The following is a 14,280-nucleotide window of genomic DNA, read 5'->3' as shown; positions in this document are numbered from 1 at the left end:
TCGATGCCCGGGGGGACGTTCGGTTTCAGCGCGCGCCGGACTGGGCTAGGACGCGGGCTTCGGGTGGGTCGTCGGGGTGTGGACGATGTCGAAGTACACGTTCGGGTCACCCGCGTTCGGGTGCACCCGATAGGTGAACTCCTGCGGGGTGAGGGTGACGATGTCGACGATCCGGCGGAACTGCTCCTTGCCCGCGGCGTCCTTCGCGACGATGGTGCGGGTCTTGCCGTCCGGGGAGACCGACCAGTCGCCGTGCATCTTCGGCGAGTCGTCGAGGTTGACCATGGTGAAGGTGCCGTCCGGCGCGAAGTAGGCGAAACCGACGTAGTTCTTGACGTTCTCGTCGGTCAGCGCGACCGGCGCGCCCTGGGCGTCCTTGGCGGAGGTGGTCTCCCAGGGGGTCGAGGCCAGCACCGCGGCCGGCGTACCCGGCTGCACTGCGGCGGCCGGCGCCGAGACCGAGGTGCTCGCCGCGGAGGTCGTGGTGGCGGTGTCGTTGTTGTTGCTACCGCACGCGGACAGCAGGCCGGCGGTGATCAGGGCGGCGGCGACTGCGACGTACTTCGTGGTCCTCATCGGATGCGTCCTTTTCGTCGGTGAGCGGTCAGAACGGAACGGCGGGAAGGTATTTGCCGTCGAGGGTGATGACGGCGCGTTCGCCGCCGTCCGGGTCGGCGACCTTCTGTACGTCGAGCCGGAAGTTGACGGCGCTGATGATGCCGTCGCCGAACTGTTCGTGGATCAGGGCCTTGAGTGTGGTGCCGTAGACCTGGAGCATCTCGTAGAAGCGGTAGATGGTCGGGTCTGTCGGCACCCGGTCGGGGATCGAGCCGCGCAGCGGGATGGTCTGCAACTGGATCGCCGCGTCGGGGCCGAGGTCGAGCAGTTCGGCCACCGCGGTCGCGGCCGATTCGGGCAGCGCGTGCTGGCCGAGCACGGCGGCGGTGACGAAGGCGGGGGAGTAGCCCGCGGCCTCGGCGATCTGCTGCCAGGTCAGATCCTTGGTGATCTTGGCCTCGACGGCCGCCACGGCGAGGGCTTGCCGTGCGGTGGGGTCGAACTGGGCGTGCACCATCTGTGTTCCTCTCACTGCGCTGTCCGGGTGTCGGCTGCTGAATTCAGGATGCACGACCTGCGACTATAGCGTCCAGTATGCATTAGGCATAGTTGCAATTGGTGTCATCTATGGTTCATGGGTTCGTCGGCGAACGCCACCGCCGTGGCGGTGAACGCGCGCGCCGCCGCCGAGTGGTAGGCGCTGCCCCGCCGCAGCAATACCACCGTGCGGGTGGGCAGGTCCGGGGTGAGCGGTACCCGGCGCAGATCGGTGTGGACGCGGGTGGTGGCGCAGGGCAGCACGGTCGCCAGCGACCCGAGCCGGACCAGCTCGAGCAGGGTACTGACCGAATCGGACTCGACCGCGATGCGCGGCACCACAGCGCACTCCTCGAAGTAGTCGTCGATGTGCAGGCGGGTCGCGAACGTTCGGCTCAACATGCCCAGCGGGATATCCGCCAGCTCACCAACCGGCAGTGACCGCGTGCCCGCGAGCGGATGCCGCGGATCGACGACCAGGCAGAGCGTTTCCACGAACAGCGCGGTCGCCTCGACACCGGCGGCGTGCGTGCCCGCGAAGGCGATGCCCACGTCGATCCGGTCGGCGAGCAGATCCGCCTCCATCAGGTCCTGCGTCGTCTCGTGCACCGACACCGTGATTCCGGGATACGCGCCGCGGAACCGGTGCACGAGCGGCCCGATCAGATACGTGGTGAAGGTGGGTGTCACCGCGACGCGGACGTGCCCGCGGCTCAGGTCGTTCACGTCGTGCACCGCGCGCTCGCCGGCATCCAGGTCACGCAGCGCGAGCCGGGCGTGATGGGTGTAGGCCACCCCGGCGTCGGTCAGGCGGACCGTCTTCCCGGACCGGTCGAGCAGCGGCACGCCGAGCCGGCGTTCGAGCTGGCGGATCTGCTGCGACAGCGTCGGCTGTGAGACGTGCAGCGATTCGGCTGCCCGCGTGAAGTTTCCGTGATCGGCGACCGCCAGCAGATAGCGGATGTGACGCAACTCCATCGGGTCACTCTAGGTGCGATCCCGGCCCGAGCCGGTGCCCCGGTCGCGTGTTCGCGTGGATCGCCCGGGGGCGGCCGCCGCAGGATCCGGCCTGCTGACCGTTCAGCTCGATCGCCCGGGGGCGGCCGCCGCAGGATCCGGCCCGCTGACCGTTCAGCTCGATCGCCCGGGCGCGGCCGCCGCAGGATCCGGCCCGCTGACCGTTCAGCTCGATCGGCTGCGCGCCCGAGACGCATCGGCCGCGACGAGGAAGGCGACCACGGCCAGTGCGACCGCCGCACCGAGCATGCCGGTGGTGACGGTGGCCGTGGTGGCCAGCGCGCCGACCAGCAGCGGCCCGCCGGCGTCACCGAGCTCGCGGCCGAGTTCGGCGGCGCCCATGGTCTGGCCGATCCGTTCGGGCGGGCTGGTGGCCGCGAGGTGCGCGAATCCCAGTGGTGTGACGAGACCGGTTCCGGCGCCGATGATCACGGCGGCCGTGACGACCCCGGCGACACCGGGTACGACGACGGCCGCCGCGATCCCGGCCGCGGCCAGCAGCAGGCCGGCTGTCATGCCGGTGCGGTCCCGTAACCGGCCGTGGTCGCGGGCGCGCCCGGCTCGCGGCTGCACCAGCGCGGCCGTCGCGGCCAGCAGCGAGACCACCGCACCGGTGGCGAGCGGTCCCAGACCCTGCCGGGCGCCGACCACCGGCAGGAAGCCGACCCCGACCGCGAGCGCGGCGGTGGCGCCGGCCAGGGCGGCCGTCGGGCGCAGGAACGATCCGCCGGTCAGCCGCCGCGCCAGATCCAGCACGGTCTGCCGGGTCTTCGGCAACACCTCGACCGCGGGCACCGCGATCGACGCCCAGACCGCCACCACCCCGGCGAGGACCGCGAGACCGCCGAACAGCAGCGGATAGCCGCCGAGGGCGACCAGCACGCCGCCGAGCACCGGACCGAGCGTGTACCCCAGGCCTTTCCACGCGCCGTAACTGCCGAACGCGCGCCCGTGTCCGGTGGCCGGTATCAGCCGCGCCACCATCGCACCGGCCGCGGGCGAGAACGCCGCCGCGGCCGCGCCCTGCCCGAACCGCGCGAACCCGACCAGGCTCGGGTCGCCCACCAGGACGAACACCGTCGAGGCCACCGTGAACGCGGCCAGCCCGCCGAGCAGCACCGACCGCGCGCCGACCCGATCCGACAGGGCGCCGAACACCGGCTTCAGCAGCACCTCGGCACCGTCGTAGACGGCCAGCAGCAGACCGAGCGTCAGCAGGCTCTCGTGTTTGCTGCCGGTGTACCCGGCGAGACTCGCCGCGATGCTGTGCGCGCCGAAGGCGGTGACGAACCCGGCGGCGTACAGCGGCAGCAGTCGTGCACGCGGCGCGGACATCATGAAGCCCGTGGTGCGGGAACCGGTTCAGGCGACGCAGTGATCAATACCCGCAGCGGAGTCCGGGTCAGGAAGGTGAGTGCCCAGCCCAGCGTCGGCCGGGCCGGCAGGTAGCCGATCAGGCTGACCGCCGCCCCGAGCGCGAGGCCGGCCAGGACATCGAGCGGATAGTGCGCACCGATGTACACCCGCGCGAACACCATCACCACCGCCGCCAGGGCGCTGATCAGGGCGAGGCGCCGGTTCACCAGCCACAGCCCGGCGGTGACCGCGCCGACCATCACGGCATGATCGCTGGGCAGCGACCCGTCGGTGTTGCAGTGCAGAACCACGATGTCGTGCAACGCATTACACGGCCGGGTCCGGTCGACCGCGGCCGCGATCGGCTGGCTGATCGCCATGGCCGCGAGCAGACCGAGCGGCGCCCACACCGCCGCCACCATCCGCCGCGGATCCGCGGCGGCGCGGGCGATCCACCAGCCGGCCAGCAGCAGCGCCGCGAACAGCACGACGCCGTAGGCGGCGTAACCGGACACGATCGGGTGCAGCCACGGCGTGTGCCGGGAGAAGTCGTTGATGTCGTAGAAGATTCGGGTGTCCAGGCTCATCGGTATCCCTCGGTCAGGTCACATCTGGTGCAGGGCCTGGAAGACCAGGTCGGTGTATTCCGCCAGGCGGGCGGCGCAATGCTCGAGTCGATCGGCGGCCTCGCTCGCGGCCGAGGCGCCGAAGACGTCACGGGCCTTGATGTCCCGATGCCAGCGTCGTAGCCGTTCCAGGCTGTGTTCCTCTTCCTCGAGTTCGGCCATGGTGAATTTCCGCTTGCCGATCTCCTTGTCGATCTCGGCGTCGAATCCCGCACAGTCATTGAGGAATTCGGCCCACTCGTCCGTGCGCTCCGCGGTGAACAGGGCCTCCAGCCGGGCGGCATCGGTCTCCGCCCGCCCCGCGGCGTCGAGGGTCAGGACCTCACCGTCGCCGCGACGCACCAGTTCGAGCACGCGCGCGATGCCGTCGGCGAACACCGGGACGTCCGGCACCGCCCACACGCCCTGCCCGATCTGCAGGGCGCCGACCCGCCGCAGCTCCCGCCACACCGCGACCCGGTGCCGGGAGGGCTCGGCGGGCACGCGCACCACCAGCACCAGCCAGCGCACTACCTCGGAACTCTGCTCTGTCACGGTTGATAATGTAACAACTGTTACTCAGCTGGATGTACGCGGGTCGGCGGCGGGCGGTGGTTCCGCCCGCTGCGTGGTGCCACCCCGGTCGGCTGCTTCGAAGAACGCCCTAATGATGGAAGAGGCGAAGTCCGGTGCGCACGAGCGTGATCCGGTGTTCATGGCAGGCTTCCGCGACCTCGTCGGATCGCAGCGAACCACCCGGCTCCACGACGACCTCGACGCCGTGCGCGGCCGCGACGTCGATATTGTCCCGGAACGGGATGTAGCCGTCGGAGACCAGCGTGGCGCCGGTGAGCGGGCCGGAATCGCGGCGTAGCCACCATTCCCGGGCCTTGTCGCCGGCCAGCCGGGTGCAGTCGATCCGCGACTGCTGCCCGGCGCCGATGCCGATGCTCATGCCGTCCCGGACGTACACGACCGAATTGGATTGGGTGTAGCGGGCCGCGACCAGCCCCAGCAGCGCGTCGGCGGTGGCGTCGGGGCCGAGCCGGCCCTCGCCGGTCACCTGCAGCAGGTCCGGGCCGATCGGCGCGTGATCGCGTTCCTGCTCGAAAGTGACACCGAGAACGGTCCGGACTTCCGGGGCGGGCGGCTCATAGGTGGGGTCGATCTCGAAGACGACGAAGCGTCCGCCCTTCTTGCGGCTCAGTGCCGCAACGGTTCCGGGTTCGTAGCCGGGCGCGATGATGCCGTCGGAGACGACCGTGGCCAGCAGTGCGGCGAGCTGCTGATCCACCGGTTCGGACACCGCGATCATGTCGCCGTAGGACGAACGGGGATCGGCGTCGCGGGCCCGCACATAGGCCGCCGTCACCGGGCCGGCCGCGTCCGCGCCCAAACCCCAACGGTCGCGCATGGTTTCGTCGAGGGAGCCGGCGAGCGCCGCGCCGGCGGGCGACACGTGCTTGAACGAGGCGGCGGCCACACGGCCGGTCGCGCGCGCGGCCTCCGCCACCAGCTGCCCGGCATTGAGCGCGTCGAGATAGTTGATCAGCGAGGGCGACCCGTGCACCGCCCGGACGTGATCACCGCCGGAGACGATCCGTGCGGATTGATGCGGATTCATGCCGTAACGCAATTGCACTGCGGTACCCCGTCTCTCGTATCGAGATGGGGAGCACCCAGGCGGACGACGCTCCGTGCTGCGCTTCCTCGTGGTCGGTCCACGGACGCCAGTCGCGGTCCACCACAGGCTAACCCACCGGATGCCGCCGCTCGAAACGAGCGCCCGAGGTTCGGGAGACAACTGGCTTGGGGCGCGGCGATCGAACTGGAACTGCGGCGCGGGCGGTGCGGCCGAACGCGGAACCGGCGGCAGGGTGAGCTCCTGCCGCCGGTTCCGGATGTGTGAAGTTGTTCAGCCGCAGGCTGATTCGGCGATCAGTGCACTCCGAGGGCGGCGAGCAGCCCGGAGAGGATATCGCCGTTGCTGCTGCCAGCGCCGCCGCCGGTGGCGGTGGTCGTCGTGGTGACCGGAACCGTCGTCGTCACCGGAACCGTGGTGGTGACCGGCGCGGTCGTGGTGGTCACCGGCGCCGTCGTGGTGGTCGGCGGGGCGGTCGTGGTGGTGTCCGTCGTCGTGGTCGGCGGCGCGGTGGTCGTGGTGACCGGGTCGGTGGTGGTGGTCGGCGGAGCCGTGGTGGTGACCGGGTCGGTCGTGGTGGTGGGCGGGACCGTGGTGGTGGTCGGCGGAACGGTCGTCGTGGTCGGCGGAACGGTCGTCGTGGTGGGCGGAACGGTCGTGGTGGTCGGCGGGACCGTCGTGGTGGTCGGGGCGGCGGTCGCGGTGAAGCACACGTTCAGCGCGGGGGAATTGCTGACGCCCACGGTGCCGCTGACGCTGATGCCGCCCGAGGTGACCGGGCCGGCGGGCTCGTTACCAGGCACGGCATAGGTCACGGTGAAGGTGACCGGGTTGGAGGCGTTGACGAACCAACCGCTGCTGGTGGCGGCCCAGCCGGCACCGCTGGCGGACGGGGTAACGCTCTCGGTGACCTCGCCGCTACCGGCGTGGTACGCGGTGACCGAGGCGGCGACGGGTGCGCCGAACCCGCTCGGCGGGTAGTCGACGATGGTGTTGACGTAGGGGTTGCCGATGCCGGTCGTGCCGACGACAACCTGGTAGGTGACGGTCGAACCGTCCTGTGCGCTGGTCGGGCTGACCGTCTTCTTGTAGGTGTGGGTGACACCGAGGGTGCTGATGTCGTTCTTGGTGGTCGAAGCGGTAGCCGAGCAGGTGGCCGCGGAGGCCGGCCCGGCCGTTCCGAGCGCGATAGCCGCACCGGTCACGAGCAACGCTGACGCCGCGAAACCCGCGGTGATCGAGGAGTGACGCATATTTCCTTCTAGGGATTCTTCCTGAGCGCTGGTTGCCGGAAATGCCATATCCAGTGCTCGTCAACAACATTCGATTGCCGATCACCCCCCTGGCGGCAGCGGCGGCACGGGCGAATGGAGGTCGAGTTCGCCGTTGCCGCCGCTGCCACTGCTACCGCGGGCCTACGACAGCGAGGTCTTGATGATCTGGATGATCTGGTCGGAGACCGAGCCGGTCGAGCTGAGTCCGTTGGTGCCGGAGCCGAATCCACCCGCGTTGGCGCTGCCGGTGATGGCCTCGCCCGGGTTGTTGATCCGCGCGCCGAAGCAAGAGGTCAGGCCGGGCAGGCTGGTGCCGACGCCGGCGGTGCCGCCGACGCTGATTCCGCCGCTGGTGACGTCCGAGGCGACGGTGTTCATCGGCAGGGTGTAGTCGATGACCAGGGTGACCGGGTTGCCGGAGTTGACGAACCAGCCGGTGCTGTTGACGGCCCAACCGGCGCCGCTGACGGTCGGGGTCACGTTCTCGGTGACCTGTCCACCGCCGACATGGAAAGCGGTGACCTTCGCGCTGGTGGGCGCGCCGAATCCGGCCGGCGGGTAGTCGACGATCTGGTTGACGTACGGGTTGCCGATACCGGTGGTGCCCACGACGATGGTGTACTCGACGGTCGTTCCCACGCCGATGCTCGCCGACTGCACCGTCTTGCTGTAGTTCATCGTCACGCCCAGCGTGCTGACGTCCTGCTTGGTGGCGGTGCTGGTCTGGTTGCAGGTCGTCGCGGCGTCGGCAGTGGTGGCGCCGAGCGTGACGGCCGCGGCGGACACGAACAACGCGGTCGACGCGATGTTGGCGGCCGCCTTGGTGGAGATACGCATGATTCCTTCCTAGGGTTCCGTCGCGGACGGAACCGGTTCTGCTATGGCGACAGCAGTCGGACTTGGATCCCGGGGCACCTCGGAGAGGCGCCGGTGCGGGGTCCGGCGGACGCGGTTACCGAAGGTCGGGGATGGTGATCCTCGGCGTTCGTTTCCTGGCCCGTACTGCTGTGACCTCCTGTGATATCGACTGGGGCAAGCGCGCTCACCATAGGTGAACACGCTTTAGAAATGTCGCCGTTTCGCAAAGTTACCCGCCGGTTCGACCCGTTTTCTGGACATCTGCCCAGTTAGGCGCCGGATAACGATCTGGGCACATCGGCACACTCGTCGCGTGCACACCCTCGAGACCTGGCATGGGCGAGCGTCTTTCGTGCCCGCGCTGGTCACCGCGGCGATCGTCGCGCGCCACCGACATTGCCTGCTCGCCAACTCGGCGCGCACAGCAGCTCACTGGTTACCGATTGGTGGTGCGTGGTCAGTGGAATCGGATCCGGTGGTCGCTCGGGTCACCTCGCCGCGCAACAAGGATGTACCCATCCGTGCGGGCATTCCTCGTCGTACCCACCGCGCACGGAATCGGCAGTCGCGCGAGACGCTGCTGCCGATTCCGTGCCTATGAAGTTGTTCCGCCACAAGATAATTCGACGATCAGTGCGCCCCGAGTGCGGCGATCAGCCCGGACAGGATGTCACCGTTGCTGCTGCCGAATCCACCACTGGGTGGTGCGGTGGTCAACGTGGTGGTGGTGACCGGGGCGGTCGTCGTTGTCGTGGTCGGAGCGGTCGTGGTGGTGACCGGCACCGTCGTCGTCACCGGCACCGTCGTGGTGACCGGCACCGTCGTGGTGACCGGAGCGGTTGTGGTCACCGGCACTGTCGTAGTGGTGTCGGTGGTGGTCGGCGGGATGGTCGTGGTGGTGGGCGGCTCGGTCGTGGTCGTCGCCGGGTCGGTCGTGGTGGGGGGAACCGTTGTGGTGGTGGGCGGTTCAGTTGTGGTGGTCGGCGGAACCGTCGTCGTGGTGGGGGGTTCGGTTGTGGTGGTCGGCGGAATCGTTGTGGTGGTGGGCGGTTCGGTCGTGGTGGGGGGAACCGTTGTGGTGGTGGGCGGTTCGGTCGTCGTGGGCGGAACCGTAGTGGTCGTGGGCGGCACCGTGGTAGTGGTCGGCGGAACCGTCGTGGTCGTCGGCGGCACCGTTGTGGTGGTCGGCGGGACCGTCGTAGTCGTGGGGGCGGCGCTTGCGGTGAAGCAGACGCTCAGGCCGGACAGGCTGTTGCTGACGCCGGCGGTTCCGCTCACGCTGATGCCGCCGGAGGTGACCGGCCCGGCGGCGATGCCCGCGGGCACCTGGTAGGTCACCGTGAAGGTGACCGGGTTGGAGGCATTGACGAACCAGCCACTGCTGGTCGCGGCCCAGCCCGCACCACTGGCCGAAGGCGTCACGCTCTGGGTGACCTCGCCCGAGCCGGCGTGGTAGGCGGTCACGGATGCCGAGACCGGCCTGCCGAATCCGGCGGGCGGGTAGTCGACGATGGTGTTGACGTACGGGTTGCCGATGCTGCTGGTGGCGACCTTGACCGTGTAGGTGACGTCGGACCCGGCCACCGCGGTAGCCGTGGTGACCGTCTTCGTGTAGGTGTCGGTGATGAACGCCGTGCTGATGTCGTTCTTCGTCGCCTGGTTGGTGGTCGAACAGGTGGTGCCCGCCGCGGCCGGGCCTGCCGTGCCGAATGCGATGCCCGCACCGGTCACAAGCAACGCAGACGCCGCGATTCCGGCGATAGAGGACTGACGCATGATTCCTTCTCGAAACTTTATGAACGCTGATAGTTCGCGAAGGTCACCTTCGGCGATCACCAACCGCATTCGATTGCCTGTTCACTGCGACGGCGGCGACCACAGCGAGTGGAAATGAATACCCGAAGTGCGAATTCCGGGTACTGCTCGCCGTTGTCGCCGCCGTCGGTGTGACCGCAGGTGCTAGCCGGACATCGAGGTCTTGATGATCTGGATGATCTGGTCGGAGACCGAGCCGGTCGAGCTGAGTCCGTTGGTGCCGGACCCGAATCCACCCGCGTTGGCGCTGCCGGTGATGGCCTCGCCCGGGTTGTCGATGCGCGCGCCGAAGCAGGCGGTGAGGCCGGGCAGGCTGGTGCCGACGCCGACCGTCCCACCGACACTGATCCCGCCGCTGGTGACGTCCGAGGCGACGGTGCTCATCGGCACGGTGTAGTCGATCGTCAGGGTGACCGGGTTGCCGGAGTTGACGAACCAGCCGGTGCTGTTGACGGCCCAGCCGCTGCCGCTGACGGTCGGGGTGACGGCCTCGGTCACCTGGCCGCCGCCGAGGTGGTAGGCGGTGACGGTCGCCTTGGTAGGCGCGCCGAATCCGGCCGGCGGGTAGTCGATGATCTGGTTGACGTACGGGTTGCCGATGCCGGTGGTGCCGACGACGATGGTGTACTCGGCCGTGGTGCCGACGCCGATGCTCGCGGACTGTACCGACTTGGCGTAGGTGTGCGTGACGCCCCAGGTGCTGATGTCGTTCTTGGTGGCGGTGCTGCTCTGGTTGCAGGTCGTGGCGGCGTCGGCGGTGGTGGCGCCGAGCGTGACGGCCGCGGCGGACACGAACAACGCGGTCGATGCGATGTTGGCGGCCGCCTTGCTGGAAATGCGCATGGTTCCTTCCTGAGGTTCCGTCGCGGACGGAACCGGTTCTGCTACGGCGACAACAGTCGAACCCTGATCCCGGACACCAGAACAGGTTCTGGGACGTTCGGTGGACGATACGACCGAGTGTTGTAGAAGCGATTTCCCGGCATTCGCCCTGGCCCGTACTGCTGTGACCTCCTGTGATATCGACTGGGGCAAGCGCGCTCACCATAGGTGAACGGGCTTCAGAAATGTCGCCATTTCGGAAAGTTACTCGCCGGTTCGGCCGATATTCTGGACATACGCCCAGTTAGGTGGAAGATAACGATCTGGGCACGCCCGCACATCGCCCGCGTGCGCACCCGCGAGAGGCGCCAGGGGCGAACGACTTTCACGGGTGCGCTGGTCACTTCGGTGATCCCTGCCCGCCGCGTGCCGGCCCAGTTCCGGGACCTCCGCGCGTGGCACTTCGTCAGCTAACGGCCGACTCCGTGGCCGCGCAACCGAACCGGTGGGCGCACCCGACCGGGGCGCGTCATACGCTGCCCGCTCACCCGGCGAGGTGCAGAGCGGCGAGATAGCCGAACACGATCGCCGGGCCGATGGTGGCGCCCGGCCCGGCATAGGTGTGCCCCATGACCGGTGTGGCGGTATTGCCCGCGGCGTACAGGCCCGCGATCGCGGTATCGTCCGCCCGCAGGACCCGTCCGGTGAGGTCGGTCCGGAGCCCACCCTTGGTGCCCAGATCGCCGGGTACGAGGCGGGCCGCGTAGAACGGACCCGTCTCGAGCGCGCCGAGATTCGGATTGGGTCGCTGCCGCGGGTCGCCGTAATAGGCGTCGTAGGCGCTATCGCCGCGCCCGAAGTCGGCGTCGACGCCCGACCGGGCGAACGTGTTGAACCGGTCGATCGTGGCGGTGAGCTCGTCGGCCGGCAGCCCGATCTTGCCAGCCAGCTCCGCGACGGTCGCGGCCCGGCTGAGCACGCCGGTGTCGAACCAGCGCTGCGGCAACGGCTGCCGCGGGGGCAGACCCGCGAACAGATAGCGATTGCGGTAGCGCTGATCGAAGATCAGCCAGGCCGGGATGTTGGTGCCCGGCCCGTCGCCCTGCCCGTGTCGGCCCCCGTACATGTGGTGCACCGCATCGACATAGGGCAGCGACTCGTTCATGAACCGGCGGCCGCGGTCGTTGACGATGATGCTGCCGGGCAGGTTGCGTTCGGCCAGACAGAACCACGGCTGCCGGGGCAGTGGAACCGACGGTCCCCACCAGGCGTCGTCCATGAATTCGACTGCTGCGCCGAGGGTTTGCGCGGCACGGATCCCGTCGCCGGTGTTGGCGGCGGCGCCGACCGTCCAGTCGGTGCCGATCGGCGCGCGCTGGTACTGCTTACGCATGGCGTCGTTGTGCTCGAACCCGCCGCACGCCAGCACGACACCCCGGCGGGCCGTGATCGTGTGCTCGACATCGTCGCGGCGTACGACGACACCCGTGACGCGATCACCGGTCTTCCGGAGTTCGGCGAGTTCGGTGTTCAACAGCAGCGGGACGCCCGCGTCGGCCAGGCCGAGGCGCAGCATCGCCGCCAGCGCCTGGCCGCGGGCGAGCAGATGTCGGCGCAGGAGATGAGCCTTGACCGCCCGGGCGCCGATTCGGACCGCCCGCCACGGCGCGCGGGGGTTGCGCAGGCCGAGATGGATCTGGCGGAAATCGGCTTGGGTGGCAACGAAATTGCGTGGTGCTTTGGTGAAGTCCGGTTCCAGCCGGGCCAATTCGGCACCCAGGGCCGAGGCGTCGAAGGGAGCGGGCTCGACGGAACGTCCGTGTGCCCGCCCGCCCGGCGCCTCCGGGTAGTAGTCGCTGTAGCCAGGGACCCAGTGCATGCGCAACGGGCAGTGCGCGGCCAGGAAGTCGAAGGCCTCCGCCCCGCGATCGATGTAGGTGTCGATGCGGTCCTTGTCGACGGCTTCGCCGATGATCGCGTGCAAGTAGGTGCGGGCGGCCTCGAGGTCGTCGGCGGGCGCCTCGCGGCGCAGGACGGCGTTGCCGGGGATCCAGACTCCGCCGCCGGACCGTGCGGTGGAACCGCCCCAGTGCGCGGCCTTTTCGATCATGACGACCGAGAGTCCGTGGTGGGCGGCCGTGATGGCGGCGGTCATACCGGCCGCGCCGGACCCGACGACGACCACGTCCACGGTCTCCGGGAGTGTGCTGTTCTCGTGCATAGCTGATCGAGCTTCCTGTTCGAGCGATGTGCTGGGGTGCGATGAATCAGGCTGTGCGCCAGCGCTGGTCGACGACTGCATCGAGGGCGCCCTCGACACACACCGGCAGCGACGCCGACCGGGGGCCGCGGCCCAGCCACTGGAGGTAGCCGAACTCGGCGGCGGCGAGCATCAGGTGCACCAGAAGACCTGGGGTGCTGTCGGTTTGGGGGTCACGTCCCATACGCCGGGCGACGAGTTCGATCAGCCGCGCCCGGTGATCGGCCGGAATCAGCGCGACCCGGTCCAGCAGGTGTGGTGCGGTGGCGAACGCGGCTCGCCACCGCTCCAGCTCCTCGACCGGGGTGGCGGTCGAGCGGGCCAGGATCGCTTGTGCCAGCGCCACATCGGCCGGCTCCGCGGCCGGGCGGGACTCCAGCAGGGCGGCGATCCCCGCGCCACCTTCGCGGACCGGTTCCAGCAGCAGATCTTCCTTGCTGCGCACATGCCGGAAGAAGGTGCTGGTGGAGACCCCGGCGGCGGCCGCGATCTGCTCGGTGGTCACCTCCGCGAACCCGGCCTGCGCGAACAGGGTGTACGCCGCGCGCTCGATATCGGCGCGCACCTGGCGTCGCTGGCGCTCCCGTAGTGACATGTGCATCCTCCGGATCTCGGAGCGAGAGTGTGCCCCGTAATGACAGTCTGTGCCTATGTGGGAGTGACTGTCAATATGGGAACTTAGCCCATATCGCTCCAAGCCACCTCCAAGTGCGCTCCAAAGGGCCCGGCGCAGTCTCGATGCATCGACCAAACGAAACCCGAAGGGAAGCAACAGATGAGCGTCGACACCAAGAAAATGGAAGTCGTCCACCGCGGGCTGCGCCGCGAGTCACGGCTGCTGATCGAGCTGGTCGCCGCGGTCGCGCCCGGCGACACCGCCCGCGCCCGGGTGATCGCCGACCACTACCGCATCTACCGGCTGGGACTGAAGCACCACCACGAAGGCGAGGACGAACTGCTGTGGCCGCCGCTGCTGGCCCGCGTCGACCTCGGGACCGAGGTCATCCTGCGCATGGAAGCCCAGCACGAGCACGTCCACGCCACCTTGACCAGGCTCGATGCCGCGGTTCCCGCCTGGGAAGCGAACGCGGGAGCCGACGAACGCGACACGCTCGTCGCCGCGCTCATCGACCATCGGGCCGTCCTGACCGAACATCTCGACGACGAGGAGGCCACGCTGCTGCCGCTGGCCGCCGAGCACATCACGGAAGCGGAATGGGCTTCGCTGGGCGAACACCTGGTGGCCAACACACCGAAACTTACGCTGCTCACCCTGTTCGGTGTGGTTCTCGAGGACGCGACCCCGGCCGAGCGCGCCCAGCTGCTGTCCGGCCTGCCCGCCCCGGTCCGGGGGATCTGGCACCTCGTCGGGCGCCCGCGCTACGCCCGCCACACCCGCCGCGTCCGCGCCGCCTGAGGCCCGCATCCGTCACATGCACGGCGAACTAGAAGCCCCGCAGCGATCATCCCTGCGGGGCCGAGCCGTCGGCAGCCTGCGGTCGTGCCGCGTCCAGGGCGCGAATACCGAGTTCCCGC

The 14,280-nt window shown here is 69.3% G+C and carries 15 protein-coding genes and 1 riboswitch; of the genes, 2 read left to right on the top strand and 13 right to left on the bottom strand.

From position 1 onward, the window contains the following. Positions 1-45 precede the first annotated feature (45 nt). The 9 genes from EBN03_RS09945 to EBN03_RS09905 form a co-directional block, all read right to left on the bottom strand. Positions 46-576 (bottom strand): DUF4822 domain-containing protein, encoded by a 531-nt coding sequence (locus tag EBN03_RS09945; protein ID WP_122187650.1) that lies wholly within the window; start codon positions 574-576, stop codon positions 46-48. A gap of 28 nt (positions 577-604) precedes the next feature. Then, positions 605-1,075: a cyanase gene (gene cynS, locus EBN03_RS09940; RefSeq protein ID WP_122187649.1), complete on the bottom strand. Its 471-nt coding sequence runs from the start codon at positions 1,073-1,075 to the stop codon at positions 605-607. A gap of 104 nt (positions 1,076-1,179) precedes the next feature. Further along, positions 1,180-2,073 (bottom strand): transcriptional regulator CynR, encoded by an 894-nt coding sequence (gene cynR / locus EBN03_RS09935; RefSeq protein WP_122187648.1) that lies wholly within the window; start codon positions 2,071-2,073, stop codon positions 1,180-1,182. A 204-nt stretch (positions 2,074-2,277) separates the two neighbouring features. Further along, the gene (locus EBN03_RS09930; RefSeq protein ID WP_199742700.1) at positions 2,278-3,450 is read right to left on the bottom strand and encodes an MFS transporter; all 1,173 of its coding nucleotides are present in this window, start codon (positions 3,448-3,450) and stop codon (positions 2,278-2,280) included. After that, a complete protein-coding gene (locus EBN03_RS09925; protein ID WP_122187646.1) occupies positions 3,447-4,055 on the bottom strand; it encodes a phosphatase PAP2 family protein in 609 nt (202 codons plus the stop codon). Before EBN03_RS09925 ends, EBN03_RS09930 begins: the two co-directional genes overlap by 4 nt. 18 nt (positions 4,056-4,073) lie before the next feature. Beyond that, positions 4,074-4,628, bottom strand: coding sequence for a Chromate resistance protein ChrB (locus EBN03_RS09920; RefSeq protein WP_122187645.1), 555 nt, complete (start codon positions 4,626-4,628; stop codon positions 4,074-4,076). Positions 4,629-4,737: 109 nt separating this feature from the next. Next, positions 4,738-5,715 carry a 5-aminoimidazole-4-carboxamide ribonucleotide transformylase gene (locus EBN03_RS09915; RefSeq protein WP_122187644.1) on the bottom strand — a complete coding sequence of 326 codons (978 nt, stop codon included), beginning with the start codon at positions 5,713-5,715 and terminating at the stop codon, positions 4,738-4,740. A gap of 28 nt (positions 5,716-5,743) precedes the next feature. Continuing rightward, a riboswitch (ZMP/ZTP riboswitch) is annotated at positions 5,744-5,821 on the bottom strand. 190 nt (positions 5,822-6,011) lie between these two features. After that, positions 6,012-6,968: a hypothetical protein gene (locus tag EBN03_RS34525; RefSeq protein ID WP_199742698.1), complete on the bottom strand. Its 957-nt coding sequence runs from the start codon at positions 6,966-6,968 to the stop codon at positions 6,012-6,014. A 162-nt stretch (positions 6,969-7,130) separates the two neighbouring features. Continuing rightward, a complete protein-coding gene (locus EBN03_RS09905) occupies positions 7,131-7,826 on the bottom strand; it encodes a hypothetical protein (RefSeq protein ID WP_122187643.1) in 696 nt (231 codons plus the stop codon). A gap of 334 nt (positions 7,827-8,160) precedes the next feature. Here EBN03_RS09905 and EBN03_RS33650 point away from each other — a divergent pair, with 334 nt between their 5' ends. Next, entirely contained in the window at positions 8,161-8,448 is a 288-nt protein-coding gene (locus EBN03_RS33650; RefSeq protein WP_147471508.1) for a hypothetical protein, read from the top strand. Between the two features lie 29 nt (positions 8,449-8,477). Here the strand turns inward: EBN03_RS33650 and EBN03_RS34075 are convergent, their stop codons facing one another. The 4 genes from EBN03_RS34075 to EBN03_RS09885 form a co-directional block, all read right to left on the bottom strand. Continuing rightward, positions 8,478-9,623, bottom strand: coding sequence for a hypothetical protein (locus EBN03_RS34075; RefSeq protein WP_158675579.1), 1,146 nt, complete (start codon positions 9,621-9,623; stop codon positions 8,478-8,480). A gap of 183 nt (positions 9,624-9,806) precedes the next feature. Next, positions 9,807-10,505 carry a hypothetical protein gene (locus tag EBN03_RS09895; protein ID WP_122187642.1) on the bottom strand — a complete coding sequence of 233 codons (699 nt, stop codon included), beginning with the start codon at positions 10,503-10,505 and terminating at the stop codon, positions 9,807-9,809. Positions 10,506-11,028: 523 nt separating this feature from the next. Then, positions 11,029-12,705: a 3-oxosteroid 1-dehydrogenase gene (gene kstD / locus EBN03_RS09890; RefSeq protein ID WP_122187641.1), complete on the bottom strand. Its 1,677-nt coding sequence runs from the start codon at positions 12,703-12,705 to the stop codon at positions 11,029-11,031. A 46-nt stretch (positions 12,706-12,751) separates the two neighbouring features. Next, entirely contained in the window at positions 12,752-13,339 is a 588-nt protein-coding gene (locus tag EBN03_RS09885) for a TetR/AcrR family transcriptional regulator (protein ID WP_199742697.1), read from the bottom strand. Positions 13,340-13,519: 180 nt separating this feature from the next. Between EBN03_RS09885 and EBN03_RS09880 the strand changes: the two genes are divergently transcribed. Next, positions 13,520-14,161: a hemerythrin domain-containing protein gene (locus EBN03_RS09880; protein ID WP_122187639.1), complete on the top strand. Its 642-nt coding sequence runs from the start codon at positions 13,520-13,522 to the stop codon at positions 14,159-14,161. The last annotated feature ends 119 nt before the right edge of the window (positions 14,162-14,280 follow it).

The sequence above is a fragment of the Nocardia stercoris genome (genome assembly GCF_003696265.1).
Classification (GTDB): Bacteria; Actinomycetota; Actinomycetes; order Mycobacteriales; family Mycobacteriaceae; genus Nocardia; species Nocardia stercoris.
The sequence above is the reverse complement of the archived record's forward strand: the minus strand, read 5'-3'. Positions and strand labels throughout refer to the sequence as shown.